The organism is Neptunomonas qingdaonensis (assembly GCF_900113275.1).
Lineage (GTDB): Bacteria > Pseudomonadota > Gammaproteobacteria > Pseudomonadales > Balneatricaceae > Neptunomonas > Neptunomonas qingdaonensis.
The window spans coordinates 62,015-86,570 of sequence record NZ_FOOU01000002.1 but is presented as its reverse complement, the minus strand read 5'-3'; the positions used below and the strand labels follow the sequence as shown (position 1 = coordinate 86,570).

The 24,556-nt window shown below is 42.0% G+C and carries 20 protein-coding genes; 10 read left to right on the top strand and 10 right to left on the bottom strand.

Features of this window, described 5'->3' with window-relative positions; genetic code table 11:
* Nucleotides 1–35: 35 nt before the first annotated feature.
* From BM099_RS20540 to BM099_RS03340, 4 genes are read left to right on the top strand one after another with little or no spacing between them, the layout of a single operon-like run.
* Nucleotides 36–422 carry an MBOAT family O-acyltransferase gene (locus BM099_RS20540; protein WP_198064052.1) on the top strand — a complete coding sequence of 129 codons (387 nt, stop codon included), beginning with the start codon at nucleotides 36–38 and terminating at the stop codon, nucleotides 420–422.
* Nucleotides 423–448: 26 nt separating this feature from the next.
* Nucleotides 449–1,336: an MBOAT family O-acyltransferase gene (locus tag BM099_RS20535; protein WP_198064089.1), complete on the top strand. Its 888-nt coding sequence runs from the start codon at nucleotides 449–451 to the stop codon at nucleotides 1,334–1,336.
* A complete protein-coding gene (locus tag BM099_RS20530) occupies nucleotides 1,329–1,592 on the top strand; it encodes a hypothetical protein (RefSeq protein WP_218150135.1) in 264 nt (87 codons plus the stop codon). Before BM099_RS20535 ends, BM099_RS20530 begins: the two co-directional genes overlap by 8 nt.
* An 8-nt stretch (nucleotides 1,593–1,600) precedes the next feature.
* Complete coding sequence (locus BM099_RS03340) at nucleotides 1,601–2,767, top strand: hypothetical protein (protein WP_090724443.1); 1,167 nt, start codon at nucleotides 1,601–1,603, stop codon at nucleotides 2,765–2,767.
* Nucleotides 2,768–2,769: 2 nt separating this feature from the next.
* On the opposite strand, the gene BM099_RS03335 is transcribed toward BM099_RS03340, so the two are convergent.
* Both BM099_RS03335 and BM099_RS03330 read right to left on the bottom strand, forming a co-directional pair.
* The gene (locus BM099_RS03335) at nucleotides 2,770–4,005 is read right to left on the bottom strand and encodes a pyridoxal-dependent decarboxylase, exosortase A system-associated (RefSeq protein ID WP_232348852.1); all 1,236 of its coding nucleotides are present in this window, start codon (nucleotides 4,003–4,005) and stop codon (nucleotides 2,770–2,772) included.
* Nucleotides 4,002–5,588, bottom strand: coding sequence for an acyl-CoA ligase (AMP-forming), exosortase A system-associated (locus tag BM099_RS03330; RefSeq protein WP_090724440.1), 1,587 nt, complete (start codon nucleotides 5,586–5,588; stop codon nucleotides 4,002–4,004). Before BM099_RS03330 ends, BM099_RS03335 begins: the two co-directional genes overlap by 4 nt.
* A gap of 133 nt (nucleotides 5,589–5,721) precedes the next feature.
* Between BM099_RS03330 and BM099_RS03325 the strand changes: the two genes are divergently transcribed.
* The 4 genes from BM099_RS03325 (at nucleotide 5,722) to pepA (ending at nucleotide 10,161) form a co-directional block, all read left to right on the top strand.
* Complete coding sequence (locus BM099_RS03325; RefSeq protein ID WP_090724438.1) at nucleotides 5,722–6,504, top strand: S1 family peptidase; 783 nt, start codon at nucleotides 5,722–5,724, stop codon at nucleotides 6,502–6,504.
* A 30-nt stretch (nucleotides 6,505–6,534) separates the two neighbouring features.
* Nucleotides 6,535–7,059, top strand: a complete 525-nt coding sequence (locus tag BM099_RS03320; RefSeq protein ID WP_090724435.1) for a low molecular weight protein-tyrosine-phosphatase — start codon at nucleotides 6,535–6,537, stop codon at nucleotides 7,057–7,059.
* A 582-nt stretch (nucleotides 7,060–7,641) separates the two neighbouring features.
* Nucleotides 7,642–8,547 carry an N-acyl amino acid synthase FeeM domain-containing protein gene (locus BM099_RS03315; protein ID WP_090724432.1) on the top strand — a complete coding sequence of 302 codons (906 nt, stop codon included), beginning with the start codon at nucleotides 7,642–7,644 and terminating at the stop codon, nucleotides 8,545–8,547.
* Nucleotides 8,548–9,291: 744 nt separating this feature from the next.
* The gene (gene pepA / locus BM099_RS03305; protein WP_090724426.1) at nucleotides 9,292–10,161 is read left to right on the top strand and encodes a flocculation-associated PEP-CTERM protein PepA; all 870 of its coding nucleotides are present in this window, start codon (nucleotides 9,292–9,294) and stop codon (nucleotides 10,159–10,161) included.
* A 111-nt stretch (nucleotides 10,162–10,272) separates the two neighbouring features.
* On the opposite strand, the gene BM099_RS03300 is transcribed toward pepA, so the two are convergent.
* From BM099_RS03300 to BM099_RS03285, 4 genes are all read right to left on the bottom strand, one after another.
* Nucleotides 10,273–11,157: a ThiF family adenylyltransferase gene (locus BM099_RS03300; RefSeq protein WP_090724423.1), complete on the bottom strand. Its 885-nt coding sequence runs from the start codon at nucleotides 11,155–11,157 to the stop codon at nucleotides 10,273–10,275.
* Between the two features lie 38 nt (nucleotides 11,158–11,195).
* Entirely contained in the window at nucleotides 11,196–12,017 is an 822-nt protein-coding gene (locus tag BM099_RS03295; RefSeq protein WP_177201072.1) for an N-acyl amino acid synthase FeeM domain-containing protein, read from the bottom strand.
* Nucleotides 12,018–12,296: 279 nt separating this feature from the next.
* Nucleotides 12,297–15,128, bottom strand: a complete 2,832-nt coding sequence (gene prsT, locus BM099_RS03290; protein WP_143083719.1) for an XrtA/PEP-CTERM system TPR-repeat protein PrsT — start codon at nucleotides 15,126–15,128, stop codon at nucleotides 12,297–12,299.
* 36 nt (nucleotides 15,129–15,164) lie between these two features.
* Nucleotides 15,165–16,766: an FAD-binding oxidoreductase gene (locus BM099_RS03285; RefSeq protein ID WP_090724415.1), complete on the bottom strand. Its 1,602-nt coding sequence runs from the start codon at nucleotides 16,764–16,766 to the stop codon at nucleotides 15,165–15,167.
* A 116-nt stretch (nucleotides 16,767–16,882) separates the two neighbouring features.
* On the opposite strand from BM099_RS03285, the gene BM099_RS03280 reads away from it, so the two are divergent.
* Nucleotides 16,883–17,641 (top strand): PEP-CTERM/exosortase system-associated acyltransferase, encoded by a 759-nt coding sequence (locus BM099_RS03280; protein WP_090724412.1) that lies wholly within the window; start codon nucleotides 16,883–16,885, stop codon nucleotides 17,639–17,641.
* Nucleotides 17,642–17,702: 61 nt separating this feature from the next.
* Here the strand turns inward: BM099_RS03280 and BM099_RS03275 are convergent, their stop codons facing one another.
* Nucleotides 17,703–18,101 (bottom strand): VanZ family protein, encoded by a 399-nt coding sequence (locus BM099_RS03275; RefSeq protein WP_090724409.1) that lies wholly within the window; start codon nucleotides 18,099–18,101, stop codon nucleotides 17,703–17,705.
* A 2-nt stretch (nucleotides 18,102–18,103) separates the two neighbouring features.
* A complete protein-coding gene (locus BM099_RS03270; protein ID WP_090724407.1) occupies nucleotides 18,104–19,012 on the bottom strand; it encodes a hypothetical protein in 909 nt (302 codons plus the stop codon).
* Nucleotides 19,013–19,257: 245 nt separating this feature from the next.
* Here BM099_RS03270 and BM099_RS03265 point away from each other — a divergent pair, with 245 nt between their 5' ends.
* Nucleotides 19,258–20,736: a TIGR03013 family XrtA/PEP-CTERM system glycosyltransferase gene (locus tag BM099_RS03265; protein WP_090724404.1), complete on the top strand. Its 1,479-nt coding sequence runs from the start codon at nucleotides 19,258–19,260 to the stop codon at nucleotides 20,734–20,736.
* Nucleotides 20,737–20,853: 117 nt separating this feature from the next.
* Here BM099_RS03265 and prsR read toward each other — a convergent pair whose 3' ends face one another.
* Together prsR and prsK are read right to left on the bottom strand one after the other, a co-directional pair.
* The gene (gene prsR, locus BM099_RS03260; protein ID WP_090724402.1) at nucleotides 20,854–22,218 is read right to left on the bottom strand and encodes a PEP-CTERM-box response regulator transcription factor; all 1,365 of its coding nucleotides are present in this window, start codon (nucleotides 22,216–22,218) and stop codon (nucleotides 20,854–20,856) included.
* Between the two features lie 20 nt (nucleotides 22,219–22,238).
* The gene (gene prsK / locus BM099_RS03255; protein ID WP_090724399.1) at nucleotides 22,239–24,347 is read right to left on the bottom strand and encodes an XrtA/PEP-CTERM system histidine kinase PrsK; all 2,109 of its coding nucleotides are present in this window, start codon (nucleotides 24,345–24,347) and stop codon (nucleotides 22,239–22,241) included.
* Nucleotides 24,348–24,556: the final 209 nt, after the last annotated feature.

The following is a 24,556-nucleotide window of genomic DNA, read 5'->3' as shown; positions in this document are numbered from 1 at the left end:
ATGACGAACGGAATTGATGATGATAGATACTGCTTATGCTCTTTAACTCTGCTGAGTTTATTTTTGCTTTTTTCCCTATCACACTGTTTGGTTTTTTCTGGTTAGCTGGACGCTTTGGAAATGAAGTGGCTATCTTGTGGCTAGTCATAGCGTCTCTTTTCTTTTATGGTTGGTGGGATCCTAGTTATCATCTGATTATTTTGATGTCCATGCCCTGTAATTATTTCCTTGGCAGGCAGATTTATCAGCAGCAAAGTAAATTGTTACTTATTATCGGTATTGTAGGTAATCTTGCTGTATTGGGGTACTTTAAATATGTTAATTTTTTAGTTATTAATGTTGCCTTGTTGAGTGGCAGCGATTGGTCAATAGAGAAATTGTATTACCGCTGGCAATTTCATTTTTTACTTTCCAGAAAATAGCTTATCTTGTTGATTCTTATGAATAAATAACTGAAGAATATCGATTTATTCACTATGCATTATTTGTAACCTTTTTCCCTCAGCTTATTGCTGGACCAATTGTCCACCATAAAGAGATGCTGCCTCAGTTTCAAAGCTCTAGTGCGTTTCGTATTAATAGCCATCACCTGGCTATAGGAATTGGTATCTTTGCTATTGGGCTTTTCAAAAAAACGGTAATTGCAGACGGCATAGCCGTTTATGCTAATCCTGATTTCAATGGTGCTGATGCGGGCAGTAGTCCAGACTTTTTAGTTGCTTGGTCTGCTGCATTGGCTTATACCTTTCAGATATATTTTGATTTCTCCGGATATTCAGACATGGCCCTCGGTTTAGCGCGTATGTTTGGTATTGTTTTGCCGCTTAATTTTTATTCTCCTTATAAAGCCTGTTCAATTTCTGAGTTCTGGCGTCGCTGGCATATGACCCTTTCTCGTTTTCTCCGGGATTATATTTATATTCCTCTCGGGGGTAATCAAAAAGGCTCACGCAATCGTTATCTTTTTTTAATGACCACTATGTTACTGGGAGGTTTATGGCACGGTGCAGGCTGGAACTTTTTTATTTGGGGGGCATTACACGGTAGTTACTTAGCGATTAACCATATTTGGCGCCAATACAGTTTGCAATTCACTTATTTAAAACTTAATAAGATGGTTTCTTGGTTGCTGATTATGCTGGTCGTTGTTATTGCTTGGGTGTTCTTTCGGGCAAATACATTTGATGGAGCAATGAATATTATACAAGGTATGGCAGGCATGAATGAATGGTGTGGCATTACCTATTGCAATCTTGGCTCGCTTAGGCGAAATGGGAGAAATTTTAAAATCGTGGGGTGTTATTGGTTTCCACGGTGGTGCTACCCAATTGGTTAAAGTCTGGATATGCTGCCTGTTACTCGTTCCTGTTGTTATTTTTCTTCCTAATGTTCAGGACCTGTTTAGCCATCATCAACCATCACTTTCAAAAATTGATGCGAAAACTGATGCGGCTTTTTGGCCCTGGCCTGGTGTTTTTCGCAAGCTGACCTGGCAACCTACTTTAAGGTGGGCCAGCTATTTATCAATTTTATTAGTTATTGGCGTGATGACCTTAGGTCAGATCAGCGATTTTTTATATTTCCAATTCTGAGAGATTTCATGGTTACTTATTTAAAGCAATTTTTTGTTGTAGTAACTTTGTTATTTGTATCGGTCGCCGTTATTAATTGGGGGGTAGACCCTTTTGCAATCTGGCATAACAAGTGTTTAAAAAATATAAACGGTCATAAAACAGAGGCCGGAGACAAAATATATCTTACCAAGGCATATCAATGGCACCATATTCAGCCAGAAATTATTGTTTTAGGTAATTCTCGTCCTGAGTTAGGTTTAAATCCTGAAAGTCCGTATTTTAAGGAGCAGAATGTTTATAACCTCGCTATAAGGGGGGCTGGTATTATAACTCAGGTTGAGTACTTGCTTTATTTATTGGAGCAAAAAAAAACTAAGCGAGTGATCATGAGTGTGGATTTTCTTGATTTGATTCAATCTGCCGATGGTGTTGTGCAATGGCCGCCAAATGTTGAGCGTAGCTCTAATCTTCCAATGACATTGATGGGTGAGAAAAACACTTATTATCCTTTAAATAACGCAAAATCTCATTTGAGCTCCTTGTTTTCTCTGGATTCACTATTAGCCAGTTTGAAAACAGTTGTTTATCAGCAAAGTAAGACAAATTATACAAAACTTGATGGTTTTAACCAAGCAGATGGATTTATACCCATAGTTAATAATGAAGGTATTTGGGCTCTCTTCGAGGAAAAAGAACAAGGTTTGCGTCAACGGCTAACGGGAAAAGATTATGCGCTGTATGATTCAACAGGCGTATCAACTGGTTTTAATACTTTGTTTTTGTTAATCAAAGAGCTAGAAAAGCAAGGTATCCAGCTGGATCTGTTTGTTAGCCCTTTTCATCAGCAGTATCTGTATATCTTAGAGAGTACCGGGCACTTTAATTTGTATCTGGAATGGAAAAAGGGGTTGGTAAAGCAGCTATCAGAAGCTGGGTTTTTCTCAAAAAATCGGTTGCTAGATTTTAGCGGTTTTAATCGTTATAGCAGTGAGGTTGTACCAACAGAACGGGGTGTTTTTATGAAATGGTACTGGGAGCCTTCTCATTATCGCGAGGAGCTTGGCGAAGTTGTTATTGAGCATACTATGACAAAGAACGCCGAATTTGAACTAAGTCCTGAAAATGCCGATGAGCGTCAAGTAAATGAAAAAGCGCTATTGAAGCGCTTTAATGTACAGGTAGGTAATAATTGAAGTTAAACCAATATCTCCAATGGATGCGGGTGACTTAAAAAATCCCTCGGGCTTGCGGTAAATCCATAGGCACCCGATTGATAAACCGCTATCAAGTCTCCGATTACAACCACAGGTAGCAGCATTTTATCTGTAATGATATCCAGCGGAGTGCATAGAGGCCCTACTACGCTGACTTTTTCCAAGCTATCACTACTTACATTGTTGGCTACGCAGACGGGGTAGTTTTTCCGAATAATTTGTCCGAAGTTGCCTGAGGCTGAAAGGTGATGATGCAGTCCGCCATTGGTGATAGCGAATTTCTCTCCCCGTGATTCTTTACATTCGACCACCTCAGAGATATAAAGCCCGGCTTCTCCGACAAAGTAACGACCTAACTCCATGACGATTTCCGCGTCAGGCAGGCGTGCCTGTGCTTCAATTATTAAAGGCTTCAGGTTGTCGGCAATCGCATCTAATGGCAGCGTTTCTTCACCGGGAAAGTAAGGAATCCCTAAGCCGCCACCAATATTCAGCCAGGTGATGGGTTGTGGAGCAAACTCTGCGAGCCGGTAGGCTAATGCAAACGTTTTTGTCTGTGCTTCTATGATGGCTTCAGGCCGCAGATTTTGTGAACCGCTGAAGATATGAAATCCTTTGAAATTCAGGTTTAACTCGCCACAGCGCTTTAGCATCTCTGGTACGCGTTCGGCATCGACACCAAAAGGTTTTGGCCCGCCGCCCATCTTCATGCCCGATGTTTTTAATTCGAAATCTGGATTAACGCGAATCGCGACGTGTGGAAGGATTTCTAGTGATTCACCGATTTGCGCTATGCGCTCCATCTCGCCCTCTGATTCCATGTTGATAATGATGCCGGCTGCAATGGCTGATCTTAGCTCTGCATCATTTTTACCAGGGCCGGCAAAACTTATCGTGAGTGGATCGATACCGGTGTTCAGCGCTACCTGCATTTCTGCGACAGAGGCGACATCAATACCATTCGTCAGTTGAGATAGATGCTGAACGACGGCAGGCATTGGGTTTGCTTTCATTGCGTAGTGAAGATGTAATCCCTGAGGAAGCGCTTCGCGTAGCAACTCGACTTTTCGCGTCATTATGTTGCGATCGTAAACGTAAAAGGGTGTTTGACCTACGCGGGCCGCCAGACGGGTAATAGACTGTCCGCCAGCGTGCAGGCAGTTATCAATGACCGGAAACCAATCCATATGGGCATGTTTAGGGGCTTCTTTTTTCAAGACGCTGTCTCCTGAAAGATGTCTTTATGTACAGTAGAAAGGCTTTTACGGTCAATTTTGCCGTTCTGGTTGCGTGGCAATGAGTCTACAAACAGGATTTTTTTAGGCAACATAAAGTTGGGTAACTGTTTTTGGCAGTGCATAAGTAGATCTTTATCGGTGATGGTTTCGTTTTGAACCGCAACCAGTAAAATGGCTTGGCCTAATAAAGGATGCGCAATACCGAGCGCGGCTACCTCTTTTATCAATCCTGAACTATACAGTACCTCTTCTACTTCTGTAGGGCTGACGCGATAACCAGAAGTTTTGATCATCTCGTCTTTGCGGCTGATAAAGTATAGATAACCTTCTTCATCTTTGCGTACCTGATCACCCGACCAGACGGCAATCTCGGTTAAAGGCAGTTCGGGATGGCGTCCGGGAATGGCTTTAAAGCGTTCAGCCGTTTTTACCGGGTCATTCCAATAGCCCATGGCCACTAATGAGCCACGATGCACTAACTCGCCGGGTTCGCCCGGTGCACATTCGCTGCCATCTTCTCTGAGTATCAGGATCTCCGCGTTTGGAATCGCCTTTCCCATCGACTCTGGCCGTATCGATACCTGATCGGGTGGCAGGTAAGTGGAACGGAAGGCTTCGGTTAAGCCGTACATCAGGTAAAAGTCGGTTGTTGGCAGTGATGCCGTTAACTTTTGCGTGGTTGCTACGGGCATAGCGCCACCGCTGTTGGTTAGATAACGCAGTGATTGTTTCGCTTCAACGGGCCATTCCAGCTCAGCGAGTTGATTCCAAAGTGGGGGTACCGCCGCTAAACCGGTGACTTGGTAGCGCGCTGACGCCTTAATCACATCTCTGGGCAACAGGTAATCCATTAATACAACCGATGCACCGACAGAGAATGCAGTGGTGAGCTGGCTCAGGCCATAATCAAAACTAAAAGGCAGTACGGCTAACAAACAGTCGTTAGCGTTGTTATTCAAGTAACTGGCGACGCTATGTGCGCCTGTCAGCATATTACGATGGGAGAGTACAACGCCTTTGGGGTTGCCGGTACTGCCGGATGTATACAGAATAGACGCTATGTCTGTATCAATCCTGCGAGGGGGCGCAGCAATGAATTTTTCGGATAAAGGCGCACTGCAGCGAGTAACCGATACCTGAGGTAACAGGTAATCAGCAACGTCGCCGTCATCAATCAGAATGACTGAACGCAGATCATGGCACTCTTTAAGCGTATCTTTAAGTAATTTCAGCCGATCTGAAGAGGTCACTAACAGCCGTACATTGCAGTCCTTGAGGATATAGGAAACTTGTTGGGGCTTTAATAAGGGATTAACCGGAACAAAAACACCGCCGCATTGTGCGGTAGCGAAAATAGCGAATATTGATTCAGGTACTTTGGGCAAATAGATAGCGACTCTTTCGCCGCTGAGTAAACCTGACTGGAGCAGCTGCTGGCTGCGATGGTTAATCTGAGTCTGTAGTTCAGAATACGTAAAAATCGACTCTTTATGCAGCAAAGCGTTGGCATCAGGAGAAATAACAGCGTGTTGATGAATCAGGTCGTTTAATAATTCCGGCATGTTACATCCTTATTCGCAGGGAATGGTATTAATAACTGCATTAGCGGCTCTATTATAGCGTTTTACATTCGGCTGTATATCTTGGCTCGTCAGCTTGTATACTGGCGCAGATGATTGATATCAAGGAAGGGATATGTTGATACGAAATTTTTTTCTGGTTTGTGGCACTGTTTTAATGGTTGGAATGGGGCCTGCTATAAGTTATGCGGGGTTGCCAGATACCATTGATCAGATTCGCGGTAGTATTGTGGCGGTAGGCAGTATCTTTCCCAATAAGCGTGTAACCGCTAATATGCCAAAGGCTATTTATAGTGGTACAGGATTTGTTGTTGGTAATGGGCGCCAGGTCATTACCAATTATCATGTGATCACAGCTCGAGATCTTGATGTGGAGAAAGGAGAGAAGTTCGCTATCTTCAGTGGCAGAGGTAAAGCAGCGAAAGCACTCAGTGTTAAGGTGATGCGTATAGATGAAGAGCGCGATTTGGCGCTACTTGAGTTTGATGGTCCGGCATTACCTGCCATGGCGCTTGCTGGTTCTGCTTGGATTCGCGAAGGATCTGAGGTGGCGTTTACCGGTTTTCCAATAGGCATGGTTTTAGGGTTATATCCCGTCACCAATAAAGGAATTATTGCAGCGGTAACGCCGATTGTTATTCCTGCCCAATCTTCAAGACAACTGACTGCTGCCCAGATCAGACGTTTGAGATCCCCTTTGCAAGTTTACCAGCTCGACGCTATCGCATATCCGGGTAACAGCGGCAGCCCGCTTTATGATGTGGGCAGTGGACACGTAGTCGGTGTAGTAAACAGTGTCTTTGTTAAAGGAACAAAAGAATCCGTATTAGAGCACCCCAGCGGTATCAGTTATGCGATACCTGTAAAATATGTGCATCAACTATTACAAAGTCGTTGATCGTTAGCGTCGGATTTACGAGGTTTGAGTGTGCTGGCTGAGCTAATTGAGCGTTTTACTAAAAAAAAGCCTTCTGTAAAAGTGTTGGTGGTTTGTATGGAGAACGTGTGTCGTTCTCCTATGGCGGAAGGTGCATTAAAACAGGCTGTGGCAAAACATGGTCTGGCAGCTGCTGTTGAAGTTAAGTCGGCGGGAACGCTTGTGTCACAACCGGGCAGGAGGCCTGATGTTAGGGCAATAAAGGTAGCGCAGGCTCGGGGAATTGATATCACAACAACCCGGTCGAAAATCATAAAACCAGCGGATTTCACATATTATGATTATATATTAGCCGCCGATAAAGATGTCTTATCAAGCCTTCAAAAAATAAATAAACCTGATGCCTACGGTAAAATTTTGTTGCTAATGTCATTTGTAAAAAATCCTGACACGCTTGAAATACCGGATCCCTATTTTGGGAATATAGCAGGTTTTGAGCGTGTGATGGATCTTGTTGAGCGGGCTGCTGAAGAGATGGTAAGTACTTTAATAAGCACTAACTCAATACATGACTAGCTTAAATTTATTGAGCTTATATTAAAAACAAAACGTTGCTTACTGAGAGGATTAGCTGCCTACTGATGAGGGTTGTATGCTCTAATTCGTCGTTGGAAAAGGTTTATGCCATACGTGTTGTATCCAAAAAGTGACACGCTATATTTCTGTTTTATAAAGAATTTTTTTGTTCTTGGTTAATAGTGTCTGTTTTTTGATTCAATTTATCTGATTGAATCATTTAGTTTCCCAGCATCTTGTTTAAAAAGTTAGTCAAATAATTTATTACGGGCTAATGAACCTGCGCTTAAGTTCCATTTGCGTCGTTGCAGATGCTATGTAGCAGTCATGTTTGCCCAGTTTTATACTTGTTCTTGCTTTCCCTGGTTGGCTTGTTTGATACCGCAGGATTGAATAGTGGCACGAATCTAGCATATAGGAATAGGAATATGTATAGACTCAAAACATTGTGATGTGAGAGCAAGGTGATTATGAGAACTTTTTATTCCTGTGAAGATAAAATTTATTTAGAAGAAGCACTTTATTTATCAGCGCCGTATAACGGGAATGGACTCTCGCTCACTGCTTCGGTGAGGTTCTAAGATGCCAAGACAATTACTGAAAGTAAAGCCTTCGCTAGATTCGGAAAAAGTATTCGACAACCCTAAAGTAACTTATGGACTGGCAACCACGCGAGATGAGCTTGAACAGGCATTTGAGTTGGTGTGGCAGGGTTATATAAAAGTGGGGTTGCATCCTGACGATAAAGCGGGAAAGCGTGTTACAAAATACCATTTGGACCCCAGATCAAAAGTATTTATAGCCTCCGTGAAAGAAGAGAAAGAAGTAGATGGCAAGCTACGTACCGTTAGCCGGGTGATAGGTACGCTAACCGTGGCTCACGATGGTTGTTTGGGGTTGCCGGCGGATGAGGTATGTAAAGCTGAAATAGACGAGTTGCGGCAAAATAACCCTAATCAGGTCGAAATAATGGGGTTTGTCTGTAATAACGATGGTGAAGATAAGAGGGTTTTTTTAAAGCTTTTTCATCTGGCATATGAATACTGCGAGTTGGCTAATATTACAGGGGTTGTCGTTTCGTTAACCCAGAGGCATATTGGTTTTTACCGCCGCTTCTTTGGCTTTAAACCGTTGGGTAAGCTATCTGAGTATACGATGGGAAACGGAACGCCTGTTCAGGTGCATCATGTATCCGTAAAAGAAGGCCGGGCGTTATTTAATAAACGAACAAGTACGTTGTGTGAGGATGATGAGTGGTGTTACTTTTTAGAGACAAAGGCAATGTGCTTGTTGCAGAACTCTCTTAAAACGAAACCCTGGAGTAAAGATCGGATCAATCATTTTATGACTAGCTGCTCTAGTCTTCAGTCTCAGATTGATATTGATGCAGCGAATAGTTTGAAAGCAGAGTATAGGCGCTACGGAGTTGAGTTGGCTTTACCCTGCCTCCATCTTGATAATAACGTCAACAATATGATGCAAGTTTGAACAGATGATGCAAATTTAAAAAGTGAGTAGTGATGCGTGAATTCAAAGCATAGGCGCAACACTCGCCTATGCGGCCTGACAGGGTTTATGCAAAACCTTCTGTGGCAGCTACAGCCAAGACACTTTCTATGTCTTATATTTAATCGAGTTTGTAGCTGTTTTACTTGTTCGTCGCTTATGCCGCGATAATGGATTCTTTTGGAATATATATTGACTGAGCAGGCCGTTGATGTTTTTGTTCTAGTCACGCCCTCAGGATGAGTATGGATCATCAAAATAAATATTAACTTCAAGTTGCTCACCGAATTTTCCAGCGTTATCAAAGGGAGAGGTGATGATAAGCACATTATCTCTGTTCGGCAGTCGCCTATCGATAATCGCCGGAGTGGCTGTTTCTGCATGCTTACAGTCTGCTGAATAAGTTAAAATCAACTTTTTCTTCGGTAAGCGTTAACAGGCCCTAAGTGCCTTAATTTACCTGACACGGTATCCGCTTCCCAATCGCCTACACGTTCTGTACATCAATAATAGACGGTCATTCATCAATAGAGCAGCTATATATCTGGAATTACGATTTAGGTTTTTTGTCAGCTTTTTTTACAAAGTCTAGTCGTTGTAATATGTATGAATTCGTAACCGCATGATAAACAATCTTTTTTTATAAGTGGCACGAAGCATGCTTTACTTAGATTACAAGAGTTATAAAGACTCATTTGAACAGATTGAGCGGAATGGAGATCTAAAATGAAAAAATTAACTAAAGGCTTGTGTTTATCTACTGCAATCGTTGCAGCAGGAGCAATGTTTAGTACAAGTGCAATGGCGGGAGGAATTTTTACAGTAAATGAAGGAGTTGTGCCGGGTACAGTGAATGCGTTGAATCCTGTGCCTAATTCAGTTACTGCAGACGAAATAATAGGTAATTATAGTGAAATTGTAGAGTTTACATCAGCTACGGATTTTACTGTATCTATAAAATTTAGCTTAGTTGGTTTTGAGTTAGATAATGTTCTACAGCCTGCTTATTTATCTACGCCACCTGTAGGTACTTCAGGACAGGATTATGGGATGTATGGTACGTTCTTAGGGTCGGGTACTTATAGCCCTAGGGTTGGAGATCCTACAGTTACCGAATTTATGTTTTCGGGTGGTAGCTATTCGTTATGGATAGATCCAGAGTATGACACAGTTTTCACATCGCCAGGTCTCGGCTTAGGTGCAGGTTCAACGCTATGGGGTACAGCTTCTGATGCTGATGATTTTAAAATAGCAACAGGCGCGGTTGTCGGTGGTACTGGTTCACTAGACCCCAATCAAGGTGGATCTAATGCTGGTAGTTTCGGTACAGATCTTTCAGTTTCGTTGACTGATGATCTTTTGTCTGATAAAGATGGTGTAGGATATTTTGTAGCTCCTGATCCATTTTATAACTTAGCATTGACCTCCGGAGATTTTGAGAAATTTACGGTGGAAGCCGACACAAGGCAAGCAGTTTCTGGTAAAATCGGGATCGAGTTTAATAAAGTTCCTGAACCAGCTACTTTAGCGCTGTTCGGCCTTGGTTTGGCTGGTATGGCAGGTGTGGCTCGTCGTAAAGCAAAAAAACAGGCTTAAGAAAGATCGCTCATTAAAATCTTAGTCTAAAAAATAAAAACCCTAAAGAGAAATCTTTAGGGTTTTTAGTATCTGTCTCTTAAGTTTTTATACAGAGTTTTGTTAAGTGGCTTAATTGTTGTTCAGTGCCTCTGCTTGGTCTCTGAACTGACGTGCGACAAGCCAACGCTTTAAGCGTTGTAGTGGTCCTCGATTTCCAAATCGCAGAGTGCCAGTACGATATATCCTGCGGTAGGGGTCATACTGAGTGTAGTAAGGAACCGGTTTAGCGGCTCTATCGGCTCTATTAAGTAGCAGGCAAAGGGCTTCTGTCGTTAATAAGCCAGAAGCGATATTACAAGCACTTGATAATGACGGGCCGGATTCAGAGGTTAGGTCAACTTTTGACGAGTCCATGTATTTCCAGTGTGTGCCTCGGGGACAGAGTCCGACAGCAAAGGCTACGAGTTGGTCGTATCTTGTCATCGAATCATTAATATCAAAATACTCATCAAAGCTCATCGAATCTGGTGTAAAGACATGTAGTGTGCCAGAAAAACCTAGCGGGGCAGCAAATACGACAGGGATTTTTAGCTCTCGTGCGGTTTTGTATAATAGACGCCTGGCATTCATCTGAAAAAAATCAATACTGTCCACGATGACATCTACATCTTTAAGGAATTCGTATACGTTTTCTGGCTGAACTCCTATATCAAAAATGTTGATGGGTAGGTCAGGGTGTATATCTTTTGCCATTTCGGCTAAAACATCGGTTTTTTTTCTGTCGACCGTGCTGCTGGTTGCTCCAATTTGTCTGTTGGAGTTTGCGGCCGAAAATTCATCCAGATCGGCGATGTTAAATGCACCTATACCCATTCTGACTAATGTCAGTAGGTTAATACCTCCAAGCCCGCCGAGTCCTGCAACGGCTATGCGGCTGGATAAAAGTTTTTGTTGTTCATCCGGGCTGATAAGGCCCAGGTTCCTGCAAACAGCAGTGTCGTAGTAGGTATTCATTATTCGGGTGGCTCCCTATAAAGCGGATATTGCTTTAATCAGAAAGGAAAAACAGAGGCGATTTTCTTATATTCATCTCTCAAAATGAGCTTAGTTGCATCATCTAAATCTAGAGTATCTTTGTTGAGGAAGTATGTTAATAGCTCTTCTGATAAAGGCGTTCCTTCACCCTTCAAACGATTGGCTTCCGGTGTGTCGGTAAAGAAAAATGTAAACAGGTTCGCGTCAAAGTTGTCAGCGTTATAAACCGCTTCTGCTGTCGTCTCTGCTTCTTTAATATTGAGTATATGGCACTGGGTCTCTAATTTGTTAGCAGCAGAGTATTCTTTGATCTCACCTAAGGTTTTAAATAATAGCATTCTGCGATAAAAGCTCAAATGTTTCTTCGTTACAGAGCATGCAACATCAGTTATGTCTTTGTGTCGTACAAACTGGAACATCAGCTTATAAAGATACATAGCAATATTATATTTGCGGTAGTCTGGGTTAATCGCAAGCCCTACAATTTCAACTAATTTGTGCCCATCTTTCCGTAATTGCATGACATTATTGCCACAAATCTCCTCCATTGGCAGCCCTAAAGGAGAGTCCTCTATTATTGATAGCGTGCCAACAACAATGCTTTGCTCATGGAGTTTTGTGTAATCTGGTTTTTCTTTGTCCAGTTCTGGGTGGTATATGGCAATTAGCACTCTTGTTGTGGGCAATAGGTGATATTTAGTAAAACGAATGCCTTCGCCTGAATTATGTTGCAGCCCTGTTGCAACATAAGCCTGCCAGACTAATTTGAAAGCACTTTCTAGTTCTTCTTGCGATTGGGCTATTTTAAAAGTGATTGAGCTACTATCCATTTTGCTCATTAAGTTACTTCGGCGTAGCCTAACCTCGCGTCGTCTCTCAATATTGTTTGTAGGTGTGGTTGGCTTCATAGATGGACACTCATCTAGTGTGTTAAGTCAAGCTAAATGCTTTACTGTATTTGATTGATGCATTTAGTGTAGGACAACTTAATTCAGAATCAAGTCAGTGGGTTTTGATAAGCCTAAGGAGCTATGTAATCGAGGTATCTAGAAGTGGGTGTTACAGCGCTTAATTAAAGAGCGAGGCATGCATAAATGCTTATATGCATGCCTCGTTACTTATTTACTGCTCTGAATAGCGTTGAGCATTTTTTTAGCGTCCTCACGCTCACTAAATGCTGCTGTTGCGTGTTTTTCACTCAGAAGTTCTATTAAAATGACTTCTGATTGTGTCTTTTGTCCAGCTTTAAAATTGACCTGTGCAAGATGAAACAGTATTTCCGGGTTTTCAGGTAGAAGCGTAGAAGCATCTGCCAGCAGCTTCTCGGCTGCCAGTAACTCTCCTTTCTGCATAAGTATTGTACCGAGAGTATCCATTATCAGCGGGTTATTAGGGTTGAGTTCATTTGCTTTTTTGGCGTGATCCTCAGCTGCCGATATATCATTACGTTGGAATAATAACCAGGCCAGATTGTTGTGGGCTGTTGAGTTGTTAGGTGTGAGCTTAACAATTTTTGTGAATTCTGAAATAGCATTGTCTGTTTGTTTGTCTTGCAAATACAAGGTAGCCAGTACATTGCGGGTTAAGGTATCGGCAGGGTTTTTATCAAGCCATTGAGTGAGTAAAGAGGTTGCTTCTTCTTTTTTGTCGGGTTGCTGCCAAAGTACGGACGCTAATTGTATATTGAGTGCCGAATTTTTCCGTTCGCTAAGCACTTTTTTATACAAGGTAGCTGCAGTGTCCAGGTCTTTCTCTGCGTAAGCAATCTGGGCGTGAAGCTCTGTAATGTATGAATTTTCTGGATCAGCTTCTTTGAGTTGCGTTGCGATGCTTTTAGCATTTTCAAGATTGCCTGATTTAAGATTAAGCTGTGCTTTTATAAGAAGGGCACCCAAGTGATCCGGCATAAGGCTCAGTGTTTTATCAATAGTTGCTTCAGCAAGTGTTAGCTGGTTGGTTTGTTGATACAGTTGGCCAAGTAAGTAATGAGGCATAACGGCTTCAGGGGCAACGGCGATGGCTTTTGTATAGTAATCAGTTGCGGTGTCATATTGGCCACTCATTTGTTGTGCTTTGCCTGCTAATGTGAGGAATCCGGGGTTGTCAGGGTTTATTTTGAGTGCCTGTTCGCTAACAGCCAGAGATTGTGCGAGTTTGTTTTGCTGAAGGTAAAGAGTCGATAAGATCAGGTAGGGCCGGGGTGCGTCAGGGGTGGTCTTAATGGCATGCTCAAGCCGTTGAGTGGCATTATCATGTTCGCCAGCGCTCTGATCAAGTATTGATAATTCAATAAGAGAATTAAGATTATCAGGATGTAGCTTTAATACATTTTCATGAATCGCGCGGATTTTTTTTGTATCGTTATCCTGGCGTTTTATGATTGACGCCAAGTTATGACTGGCATTAGGGTTGCCGGGCTCTATAGCAAGGGCCGCGTTGAAAGCCGCTGCAGCTTTAGAGAAGTCTTTAAGCATAACGTAGCTCAGGCCTTTGAAGGTTTCCCCATTGGGGTTTTTGGGATGATCCAGTGAAAACTGTATTGCCCGCTCAAGCGCTTTGTCGAACTGTTTGTCTTGCAGATAGGTTAAAATCAGCGCTGTTTGGGCTTGCTGAGAATCAGGTGATTTTTCTATTGCTGTTTCAAGAGCTTTAATGGTTGCGTTGTGATCACCTTCTATGGCGGCAATTGTTGCCTGGCCTAAGCTCACTCGTGGATCGGCACTTTGTAAGTTTGACGCTTGGTCGAGGAGTCTTTTGCTGGAAATGTAATCTTTATCCTTTAATGAAGCGATTCCTGTTGCAATAAGTAATTGATCATCACTTTCTTTAAATGATTCATTATTAATTTGCGATAATGTTGCAGTGGCTTCATTTATTAAGTCTAACTTTAATTCAATCGCGGCTTTTAGCTTAAGCGATTCTACATGGCCGGGATAGCGCGCTAAAACCTTTTTAATTTGGGCATAAGCAATCTCGTAACGATCGGTCGCATAATAAGATGCTGCTGCAATATAGACCAGCTCAGTGTTTTTCTCTGACTGTGATAAGCCTGCTTCGGCGTATTGTGTAGATTCTCTAAAGCGTTTGTTTGTAAATTCTATCTTTGCTTGTAAGGCGTTTGCATCAGGATGCCCGGGGTCTATGTCTAAAACTTTTTGTAGTTGCAGGGTCGCTTTTTCGAGTTGATTATCTGCTATGAGGGCTTGGGCTAAGCTGATGTTCGCGATGCCAATGTTAGGTTGTTTTTTACTTGCTGATTCGAAAGTTTGGATGGCAAGCGGGTAATCCTGTTTGGCCATTGCCAATTCGCCTACTAGCATTAGTCCCTGAACATGATCTGGCTCTGTAGCGAGTAGCTGTTCTAAATATTTTTTTGCATCATCAGGTTGGCGACGTTGGATTTCTAGGACTGCTTGGCTAAATAATACGATAGGTTTATTGGGATCCAGTTGTACTGCCTGATCCAATTTTTTTTCTGCCTCGGCAATATTTCCCCGGTATACGTTTGCCTGAGTTTGTAATATATAAGCTTCGATTAGCTGTTCATCAGACCAGCCTTCGGTATTGGATAGAATGCTTTCTAATTCTTTTAATTTATTGTTTTGTAGAAGAAATTTTGAATAAGCTATACTTGTATCAGGATCATCTGGATTTAAGGTGTGCGCTTCATTAATCTCTTTTTCGGCAGCAGGGATGTTGCCTTGTGCTCTATAAATATTACCTAATATCAGCCTGGCACCGGCATCTTTTGGATCTTTTTGGAGTACGTTTTTAAGCACTATGATAGCCGCATTGCTTTTCCCTTGTTGTAAGTACGAATTAACCTCTTGCATGTACACGGCGTCTGAATTTGCTTGAGTGCCTTGTGCTATGGGTAATAATAGAATACTGGTTACGGTGATAGCTGTTGCAAGATGTTTGCATTTCTTATTCATGGTTATTGCTTTCAAAATCCATCTCCTTTTTTTATAACGGTACTAATTATGCTATTCATAGCGGCCTGGTGCGATAATGTGCTCAGGATCTAAAGCATTCTTAATGCTATTCATTAACGTTAGGTAACCTTCATCAGGTGTAGGTAAGTTCCCCATGGCATAAGTAGATAGCCTATAAGGGTAGTAGCCTTTGTCTGTCAGTTTTTTCAATAGTTCATCATGACACAGAAGTGCTCTTTCTTCTTCCTCTGGTACGTCTCGATCATAAGTAATTGCAACCACGCTATCAATGCATCGTTCAGTTAATAATGTCATTGATATTTCTGGTTCAAAGCTAAACTGTAATAGTGTGCTTTCTATTATCTCTTCAAGAATAGCTGCATGCATGCCTGTCATCGGTGCTATGGGCGCCAACCATAAGAGCCCACATCGATCCTTATTGGGATCGGCTTCGTCGCCAGCAGGTGCTGGGCTTTTTTTTCGCCAATAAGTACTTGGTATAAAGACATTACTGGGTACTCCTCGCTTTAGGTTGATGACAGGCACCACCATTTCTAATGCTTTTTCTAAATCTACGCCAGTCATCCATTGGTAAGGTGTTTTGATCAGTTGGGCAATCTTTAGGGTTCTGTCATCAATAAAGTGTAATTTCTTAGACTGAATATGGCGTAATGCTCTTTTAAGCTTTTTACGAGCGATTGATACTTCGCTGCGAGATCCGTAAAGGGCGCCTGATGCATTCCAGCCTCCGAGATTTTTTGTTTTGCTTTCACGTTCTAGCCATGCTCTGGGTAGTGGTGTTATCTGGTTGACTTCTTTCCAGGGATATTGACCAAAAGCTGCAATGGCCTTGTCGGCATTGACTATATGCATGGCACTTTTGAGCGTGCCGTCTAAGCGTAAGGGTCTAAGAGAATCTACTAGTTGAGGAAGGGCATCCTTATCAACACTGCAAAAAAATGCTTGGGAGTATTCGGGTTTAGGCATCAGCCAAATAGTCATTTCAGTGATGACACCAAAGTTTGATTGGCTAAATAGTCCGTCCAGATAAGCGCCGACACCCCAATGGTAGACTTGTGAAGAGAGGGCATTAGGAAAACGACCAAATCCTGTTTTAAAGCATTCTCCATTCGCTAAGACCACTTCTAAACCCGATACATGAGCAAAATGATCACCATATGGCGTATGGCCAAAACCTCGTTCTATTGTGTTGCCTACAATGCTGCAATCAGCAGACGCGCCTGTAGCATCCATCCATAAAGGAGCATTTTCTTTTTTAAGAAACTCATACAACTGCTTTTGGGTAACCCCTGGTTCGAGAGTAACATAAGCCAAGTCAATATCTAGCTTTACAATCTTGTTCATCGAGCTAAGGTCAAGAATTACGCAATTGTCTGCTGTGGGTGCGCTTGATCCATAACCCCAGTTTTTTCCTGAGCTTATTGGGTAAAGAGGGACTTTATAAGTGTTAGCAATTCTTACGATTTCTTGTACTTGTTTTCTATCGTCAGGCTTGAGGATTGCTGAAACCTGATGTGTTGTTTTGTAAGTGGCGGTGCCGTATTGTTGTAAAATATCAGGATCAGTAATAACTTGATATGTAGCAAGATTTAAGCTCCATTGTTGAATAGCATTCTTCAGGTTATGTGTCATTGCTATCTCCAATGTGGTTTGTAAACGTCAGTCGTATTTCGATGTATGAGCTTTTGAACTCATTCGTAATTCTTTGTGAAAATGCTTTCCTAGCTAACATAGGGTGGTTGTGCTGCATGCAGAAGAGTTTAGCAGAAAACTTTCAGAGGTATTTTACAGTTGAGTTAGCTGCTGAAGAAGCTTTGAAGAGAGAGATTTTTCATACCCGGTTCAATGTTTACTGTAAAGAGTTTGAATATGAGTCAATAGAGCATTTTGTTGAAGAGCAAGAGTCGGATGAGTTTGATATTTATTCATTTCACTGTCTTATCAGGCATAAAGAGTCAAGACAGGTAGCGGGTTGCGTACGGTTGGTGCCAGCTGATCTTAATAAGCAAGATATGATTTTACCTTTTGAAAAGTATTGCATTGATAGCTTGGATATTAAGTTTATTGAAGAATTAAAGCTTAATAGAGCAACGCTGTGTGAAATTTCGCGACTTGCCGTTGATGGGGCTTTTAGGAGGCGGTCAAATGAGGCGTTAGATCGATTTGGTAATGTGCAGCAGTTAGCATTTGCAGATGAGGAGCGGCGGGTTTTTCCTTTAATCGCGGTGTCTGCATTTCTAGCGTCAACTTCCTTAACTATGCTAACCGGTAGAACTAACGTATTTGCTATGATGGAGCCTTTTCTGCCACGGTTGTTAAAACGCTCGGGCATTGTTTTTCATCGAGCAGGTTGTGATGTTGATTATCATGGTATCCGCGCACCTTATTTTATTACCACCCAATCTGTATTAGATAATATGAAACCCGAATTGAAAGAACTGTACGATGCGATCAATGCAAGAATTTGTGCTGAGTATCGATCTTGTTGTACGTCTGACGCAGTTTAGGATGATGCTAGTTTTATTCGCATTCTGATGTAGGGCGATTTACATTTTCTGTTTGAATACGCTACTCGATTATCGAGCCTTTGTTGTAAATGATTTTTTTTATCAGAGGCGTGAGAAAAATTAAAACAGCACCGAGTGCATCTAATAGCAGATCTGATATTGATCCATATCTGCCGGGTACTTGAATTTGGTGGAATTCGTCAAAAATGCCATAAAGCATAGAAAGGGCAAATGCTGTCAATAAGGTTAGATAATTGCTTTTTATGTGTTTTTCTAAAGCATATATCCATGTTAAGGCAAGCCCAAAAAATAAGGGTATGTGTAGCAAGTTCTGAAAGCCTGGTGAGATCCATATCAAGGATCGCTCAAGGAATGTTTCTGGGTTTATGTTGTTGCCAGGAACTGATGATAGTAAGAAAATAAGTCCCATGTAGATAAAAGGGGCGGTTAGTCTGCTCATTATCAGGGTGCTCCGTCCAGTGGCACGAGTGTAATGAGTGATCTGAAAAGTAAAGATGAATGGTTAACAACCCCGTAGCATTCGTGTGTTTGCATAAGAGGGGATGCGTTATCGTCGCCGTTTGAATATGGCCGAACTAGTAAGTGCAAGCTGTCATTGCTTTTGAGGTGAGTCAGCTGATTTCGGTCAATACTTATCTTGTGTGAAGTATAAACCATTGGATTGCGTTTGAAATCTAACTTCTCTTTGATGGCTTTTTCTAAAAGGGCGCATGAGATGAGCGCACAAGGAAAAATTTCAGGGAAGTTTGCTTTGCTTTCAATCTCGTCAAAAAAGTCTGATTGCTCAACCAGAGAGCCCGATAAAAAATTTTTTGCATTGCTTGTGTTCATGAACTTTCGTTTAACAAAAAAGCCTGTATCGCCTAAAAATTCCCTATCAACTGCATCTTTAAGGGTACTTAAATCGGGTAAGCTAAGGTCAGGTAAAAATAGAGGGAGCATAGACTCTTTTTTGTAACCTATTACACTGAGTTTTCCGCCAGACTTTATGTTAACTCTATTGCTTAGCGTGGGGGTGTTTTGCTTCTCGGAAAAAATACTTTTGTTGATTTTTATTTCAATCTCTTCATCCGGTTTGACTGGATTGGTAAATGTAAATTGATAATTACTATATTGCAACTTGTGCTGATCAATGACTTTATTTTCGCCGTTTGTGATTCTATGATCAAGGATGGCCCCTTCGATAAACTCCTCTATTTGAAAGCCTAAAGCAATAGGTCCGTTGAACGGGTTTCGATGGATTTGGTGCCATTTCTTCTTGTCATGAAAAAGATTGAAATCATCAGTAGAGTTTCGTGCGATATCTATATGTAATGAGCTAAAGGTGTAGGTTTTTTGTGCTGATAGCATCTGGCTGTCCTTTGGGCTCACCTTATCAGGTGGCAACATCATGATAAGGTAAATGTAGTCTATACATGAAAAAATGCTGCTTCTGGTGTATATTTAGCATTTAGGTTTAGGTTATTTTTGAGGGGTATTATAGCTTTTTTTATTAATATTTGGTCTATACTCATAGCCTGAAATCTTATGTTTGATTTCACAGTGAAATATTGCTGATTTCAAGTCTGTCGCGTCATTAATTAGGAAAGCTGTTCATGGATAAAGTTAATGCTCGTTATGATTCGACTCCTGAAAAGAAGGAGTCAAAAGCGTCTACTCAACGAGCAAAGCTACACTTTGGTCATGGAAAATTTAGGATTTTTGGGCATTATGTGCATGCTCAGTTCTTATTGTTAGCCGTGTTTGAGTTCATGCTGGTGACGTTGATTAGTTATCTGGTTCATCTGACTTTTGTGAATCTTGAGCAGTCGGCTATGGCGTATGCCGCAAGTATATTGTTACCGGCTGTGCTGTTGTCATTCAGTTTAGCGGCTATGGGGTTATACGATACCCGCCAAAGACAATGTTTGGTGGGCGTGCTATCTCGCTTGATCGTGGCGGTTATTTTTGGGATTTCAATAACTATCGGTATCAACTTTTTGTTCCCTCATACCTATGGTGGATATGCTGTATTGCCTGTCACCGCCTTGTCATCACTTGCGGGGTTGATGTTAATTAGAGCCTTATTTTATGGGTTTGTTGATGGGAAGCTTTTGCAGCGTCGTATATTGGTTTTAGGGGCAGGGAAAAGGGCTTCATATATCGATAAACTGCGCCGTAAAGCGGATATGAGAGGCGTTGATTTATTCGGGTTTATACCTCTGGATGCTGCAGAGAAAAGTCGTGTTTCTAAAAGCCGTCTTGTTTTTTCTAATGGTTGTATACGTGACTTTGCGATGAAGCATGATATTGATGAGATCGTTATCGCATTAGATGATCGTCGATTGAAACTGCCTATTAAGGAGCTGCTTGATTGTAGGATGAGTGGAATTGATGTTATTGATATGCTGGATTTTTTTGAGAGAGAAAGAGGTTTGATCCAGTTAGACTTACTGCAGCCTGGCTGGTTGATTTTCGCGAAAGGATTTTCGCCCGACATGTTTCGGGCCTTTAAAAAGCGTACGGTCGATATCCTGGTAAGTTTGGGTTTATTGGTGATTTTTTCTCCTTTGATGTTGTTAACTGCTCTTGCCATTTTTGTCGAAAGTTTGGGGCGCGGTGGTGTTTTGTATCGACAGCAGCGTGTTGGACGAAACGGTTGTCCATTTGATGTTATTAAATTCAGAAGCATGCAAACAGATGCAGAAGCGGACGGTAAAGCGCAGTGGGCTCAGAAGGATGATGCCAGAATAACAAGAGTGGGTAGCTTTATTCGTAAATATCGCTTGGATGAGTTGCCTCAGTTATGGAATGTATTGTCAGGTGATATGAGCCTTGTTGGCCCTCGGCCAGAGCGGCCTGAGTTTGTTTCTAGGTTAAATCATTTGAATGTGTTGTACGATGAGAGGCATCGCTTAAGTCCTGGTGTAACAGGGTGGGCTCAGCTATGTTACCCCTATGGCGCTTCGGATGAGGATTCGATACAGAAGCTTCAATATGATCTTTATTATATAAAAAATCACAGTATCTTTCTGGATATGTATATTCTTATCCAAACAGTTGAAGTGGTTTTGTTTAAGAAAGGTGCTCGCTAAGAAGTATATTCTAATGGACTTAGATCGCACAGAATAGAAAAATAGGGGCGTGATATGCCCCTTTTTAATGTGGATTTCGTCTGGTGGCCAAGCCTAGGTACCTTGGTAGGCTTAAGCTTAATCTGTTTTAGGGTGTAGATTATACTTATCGAGCATGCTGTAAAGTGTTGGTCTGGTTATTCCAAGAGCCTTCGCTGTCTCGGATATGCTGAAATCTGAATGATTGAGCGCTCTTTTAATTGCCTTCTTCTCTGCCTCTTCTCTTATCTGCTTTAAGTTTAATGGGGCGGATTCTGTATTCGTTAGGTCTAGCTCCAGATCTTCAGTCGTTATAAGGGCGTTGTCTGCCATGATGACGGCGCGTTTTATGCGGCTTTCAATTTCACGTACATTGCCCGGCCAGTCATAAGACTCAATGGCTGTCATGGCCTCAGGATCAAAATTGCGAATGCTCTTGCCATACTCTTTATTAAGACGGTTTAAGAAGGATTTTGCGAGTAAAAGCGCATCGCCTTCCCGCTCTTTTAAAGAGGGAATCTGGATGGTGATTTCACTGATTCTGTAATATAAATCTTCACGGAAGCGGCCTTCTTTAATATGTGTGGTTAGATCTTGGTGTGTTGCACAGATAATGCGTACATCAATAGGTATTTCTGCTCTTCCGCCAACGCGCTCGATGACTCGTTCTTGAAAGAAGCGAAGTAGCTTCGCCTGGAGTTCAAAAGGCAGATCTCCTATTTCATCAAGAAAGAGCGTGCCCCCATTGGCAAGTTCAATTTTTCCTATAGTTTGTTTTGTTGCACCCGTAAAGGCACCTTTTTCATGACCAAATAACTCGCTTTCGAGCAATGTGTCGGGGATAGCCGCACAATTTATAGCCACTATTTTTTCGTTGGCGCGTGGACTCAGTTTGTGAATGGCTTGAGCAAATAACTCTTTGCCTGTCCCGCTGGCGCCTAGCAATAACGTGGTAATGTCAGACGGGGCTACCTTTTCAATGGTGCGGCACACTTTTAGCATGGGGGCGCTGGACGCAATAATGCCGTCCAAAGGCATGCTGTGTTGGTTGTTCTGGAGTTGTTTGTTTTCTATTTCAAGTTCGTAGACTCGGTAAGCTCTTTCTACGATAAGTGTCAGTATTTCTGGGTCAGCAGGTTTCTGATAGAAGTCATAGGCGCCAAGCGCAATGGCATTAACCGCATTGGTACGATCATTATCACCGGTAACTACAATGACTTTGCACTCCGGTGTCAGAGAAAGGATTTCTTTTAGCGCAGCAAAGCCTTCCGTTACGCCGCCTGGATCAGGAGGAAGGCCTAGATCTAATAACACCACACCCGGTTGAAGTCGTCGCAGTTGTGTAATAGCTTCGGCTCTTGTTCCGCATATGGCTACATCAAAACCGTCAAAGCACCAGCGTAACTGACTCTGTAGGCCTTCATCATCTTCAACGATAAGCAGGTTCTTCTTTAATCCATTCATTTCTATTGATAGTCCTTAACTTACTTTGATTGGGATGCTTCGTTTGGGATGTTATTAGCTGTTGTTGGCGCGTAGTGTAGAGGAAGGGTTACGTAGAAACTAGTTCCAATGCCAGGTGAGCTTTTAACCTGAATGTCGCCACCTAATGAGCGAACTACTTCTCGGCTTTCGAATGCGCCTACACCCATTCCAGTGAGGCCTTTGGTTGAATCAAAAGCCTTAAATAGTCTGTGTTGTATGAAGTTCTCATCCATACCTTTTCCGTTATCTGTGATTTCTATAAGCGCCTCATGAGGAGAACAGGTCAACTGTACATCTATCCTGCCATCAATGTCAGTAGCTTCTTGTGCATTTTGGATAAGATGGCCAAAAACATTGGCTAGTTGTTCATTGTCAGCAAAGACAAAAGCCTGATACTCAGGCTCACTATATACTGGGGCAGGTGAATGTTTTTCGTAGTGTTTACAAACTGTTTTTAGTAATAATTTTAAATCGACAGGTACTGGTGTTGTGCCGCGCATGCCGTTTCGCATTTGCTCCATAAGGCGTGTCATTCTGTTTACAGAGTTACGCACCGTCAGAATAACATCGTCAACAAATTCTGGCTTATGCTTGTGTTTCTCTGCATTGGAGATAATCAGTGATTGTTGAGCAAGGATGTTTTTCAGGTCATGGACAATATAGGCAGATAGTCGATTGAATGCTTCAAACTGCTGGGCTTGAATGAGAGCCTGGCTGGCTTGGTATTGTGCTAAAAGGCTGGCAGCTTGTTTTCCGGCGATTTTAAGTAAGTCACGATCTTCCCAGTTAATGTTTTTTTGAATATCGGAATGTTTAACGAGGACAAATCCGTATACCTCTGCATTAAATAATAGTGGAATCATTAGCCATGCATTAGGGATTTCCAATAAGGAGGAGGGGATAATAAGATCGTCGTATATCCCGGGAGTGAGTCGATATTCATCAAAATCGATGACCCATTCAGTTCGTTCAAAAAAATCGCCGATGCTTTTTAAGTGCGACGGAGGTAGCTCAGGTGGAGCCATCTCCCAATTAGTTAGAAGTTGATAGTTCAGGTGTTCGTCTCTTCCCCAGATAATCCCCCCTTTGCTTTGGACAAGCGAGCCGATAGCAGCACAAATACGTTCGGGTGTGTTCTGTTCGTATTCGGAGAGTAGGTGAGTGAATTTTTGCCACTCTTCTCTGTAGTCGTATTTGTAACTGAAAAAATGTTTGCTTAGTAAGACACGTATGCTTGATCGAATTTTGTCTGAAAATAATAGGATGAAAAGAAGTAGCCCTGCCCCAAAAAGGAAGGTGATTTGTAGTATTGATCCCCATGTGCCGCCATAGTAACGGATGAAATATCCGGCGCCTGACATAAGAACAAGATAAATACCCGCTCCTGTTAGTGTGGCTGTGTGAAATACGACTTTACGTGAGACTTGAATATTGAGTATCCAACTGGGATTTCTGATAAGTGATGTCATAATCAGCGGTGCGGCAATACCATTAATAATGCCTCGAGCATCCCAAAGCTGGTTATCAAGGTGTTTAAAAAGTAAGGCGTCAGCATACATAAAAAAATCATAGGCAAAAATACTGCCTAAACCCAGGCATAGGTGTTTAAGAAACCATCGCTGGTCTTTGTTGGAGTTTCTGTAAACTTGCTCTATGAGGAGGAGGCCCGTGATAGAGAGTAGCATCCAGGCAATTAAAGGTATGTCGCTTGCTGGGTCGTCGGAAGGTGTGTTCTGGGTGGCGTTATTTCCAAAGAGTATCATTGAGCTGAGGATCGCTATGGCTGTTGCCAGAATTAATGGAGAATAAGCAAGTTTTTTGATGAGAGTGTTTTGTTGAGGGCTTTGTTTGGGTGAAATGATTTTTAATATGAAAAAGCACCATGCCAGATTGCGAATAATTTCAACAATTTGTATGACTTGTGCCGGTATGGCAGATGATGAGTAGGAAGCGGTTATTAATATAGCCCAGCTACATGTCGCTATGACGGCGACTTTAATGGGTGTTCCAGAGTTATCGATTTTTGTGGATGAGAATAAAGCAATGCCAGTCACCAAATAGGCTATAAATGCAAATAAGTAGCTATACAAGCCAGCATGGTCAAACATAGTGGTTAGTCTCTTTGAGGTTTACTGTATGAGTGCAGTAAGTATGTTACGTAATCATTGTATGGAAGCAAGTCTAGTTAAAGGTGTTGTCGATTGTAAGCCTCGAGTAGGTGAGGGCTAATTTCCTATAAATCGAGTATGAGTATAATATGAGCAAAAGGGGTTCTATAATTGAGCCGTAAAGAGAGCTAGTTAGTGTTATAATAATT

Bases quoted from the DNA above. Each gene is read 5' to 3' on its own strand.
- BM099_RS03280 (WP_090724412.1), top strand. From the start codon at position 16,883: ATGCAGAAGAGTTTAGCAGAAAACTTTCAGAGGTATTTTACAGTTGAG.
- prsK (WP_090724399.1), bottom strand. From the start codon at position 24,347: ATGTTTGACCATGCTGGCTTGTATAGCTACTTATTTGCATTTATAGCC.
- BM099_RS20540 (WP_198064052.1), top strand. From the start codon at position 36: ATGCTCTTTAACTCTGCTGAGTTTATTTTTGCTTTTTTCCCTATCACA.
- BM099_RS03270 (WP_090724407.1), bottom strand. From the start codon at position 19,012: ATGCTATCAGCACAAAAAACCTACACCTTTAGCTCATTACATATAGAT.
- BM099_RS03275 (WP_090724409.1), bottom strand. From the start codon at position 18,101: ATGAGCAGACTAACCGCCCCTTTTATCTACATGGGACTTATTTTCTTA.
- prsR (WP_090724402.1), bottom strand. From the start codon at position 22,218: ATGAATGGATTAAAGAAGAACCTGCTTATCGTTGAAGATGATGAAGGC.
- BM099_RS03315 (WP_090724432.1), top strand. From the start codon at position 7,642: ATGCCAAGACAATTACTGAAAGTAAAGCCTTCGCTAGATTCGGAAAAA.
- BM099_RS03330 (WP_090724440.1), bottom strand. From the start codon at position 5,588: ATGCCGGAATTATTAAACGACCTGATTCATCAACACGCTGTTATTTCT.
- BM099_RS03340 (WP_090724443.1), top strand. From the start codon at position 1,601: ATGGTTACTTATTTAAAGCAATTTTTTGTTGTAGTAACTTTGTTATTT.
- pepA (WP_090724426.1), top strand. From the start codon at position 9,292: ATGAAAAAATTAACTAAAGGCTTGTGTTTATCTACTGCAATCGTTGCA.
- BM099_RS03295 (WP_177201072.1), bottom strand. From the start codon at position 12,017: ATGAGCAAAATGGATAGTAGCTCAATCACTTTTAAAATAGCCCAATCG.
- BM099_RS03265 (WP_090724404.1), top strand. From the start codon at position 19,258: ATGGATAAAGTTAATGCTCGTTATGATTCGACTCCTGAAAAGAAGGAG.
- BM099_RS03300 (WP_090724423.1), bottom strand. From the start codon at position 11,157: ATGAATACCTACTACGACACTGCTGTTTGCAGGAACCTGGGCCTTATC.
- BM099_RS03325 (WP_090724438.1), top strand. From the start codon at position 5,722: ATGTTGATACGAAATTTTTTTCTGGTTTGTGGCACTGTTTTAATGGTT.
- BM099_RS03285 (WP_090724415.1), bottom strand. From the start codon at position 16,766: ATGACACATAACCTGAAGAATGCTATTCAACAATGGAGCTTAAATCTT.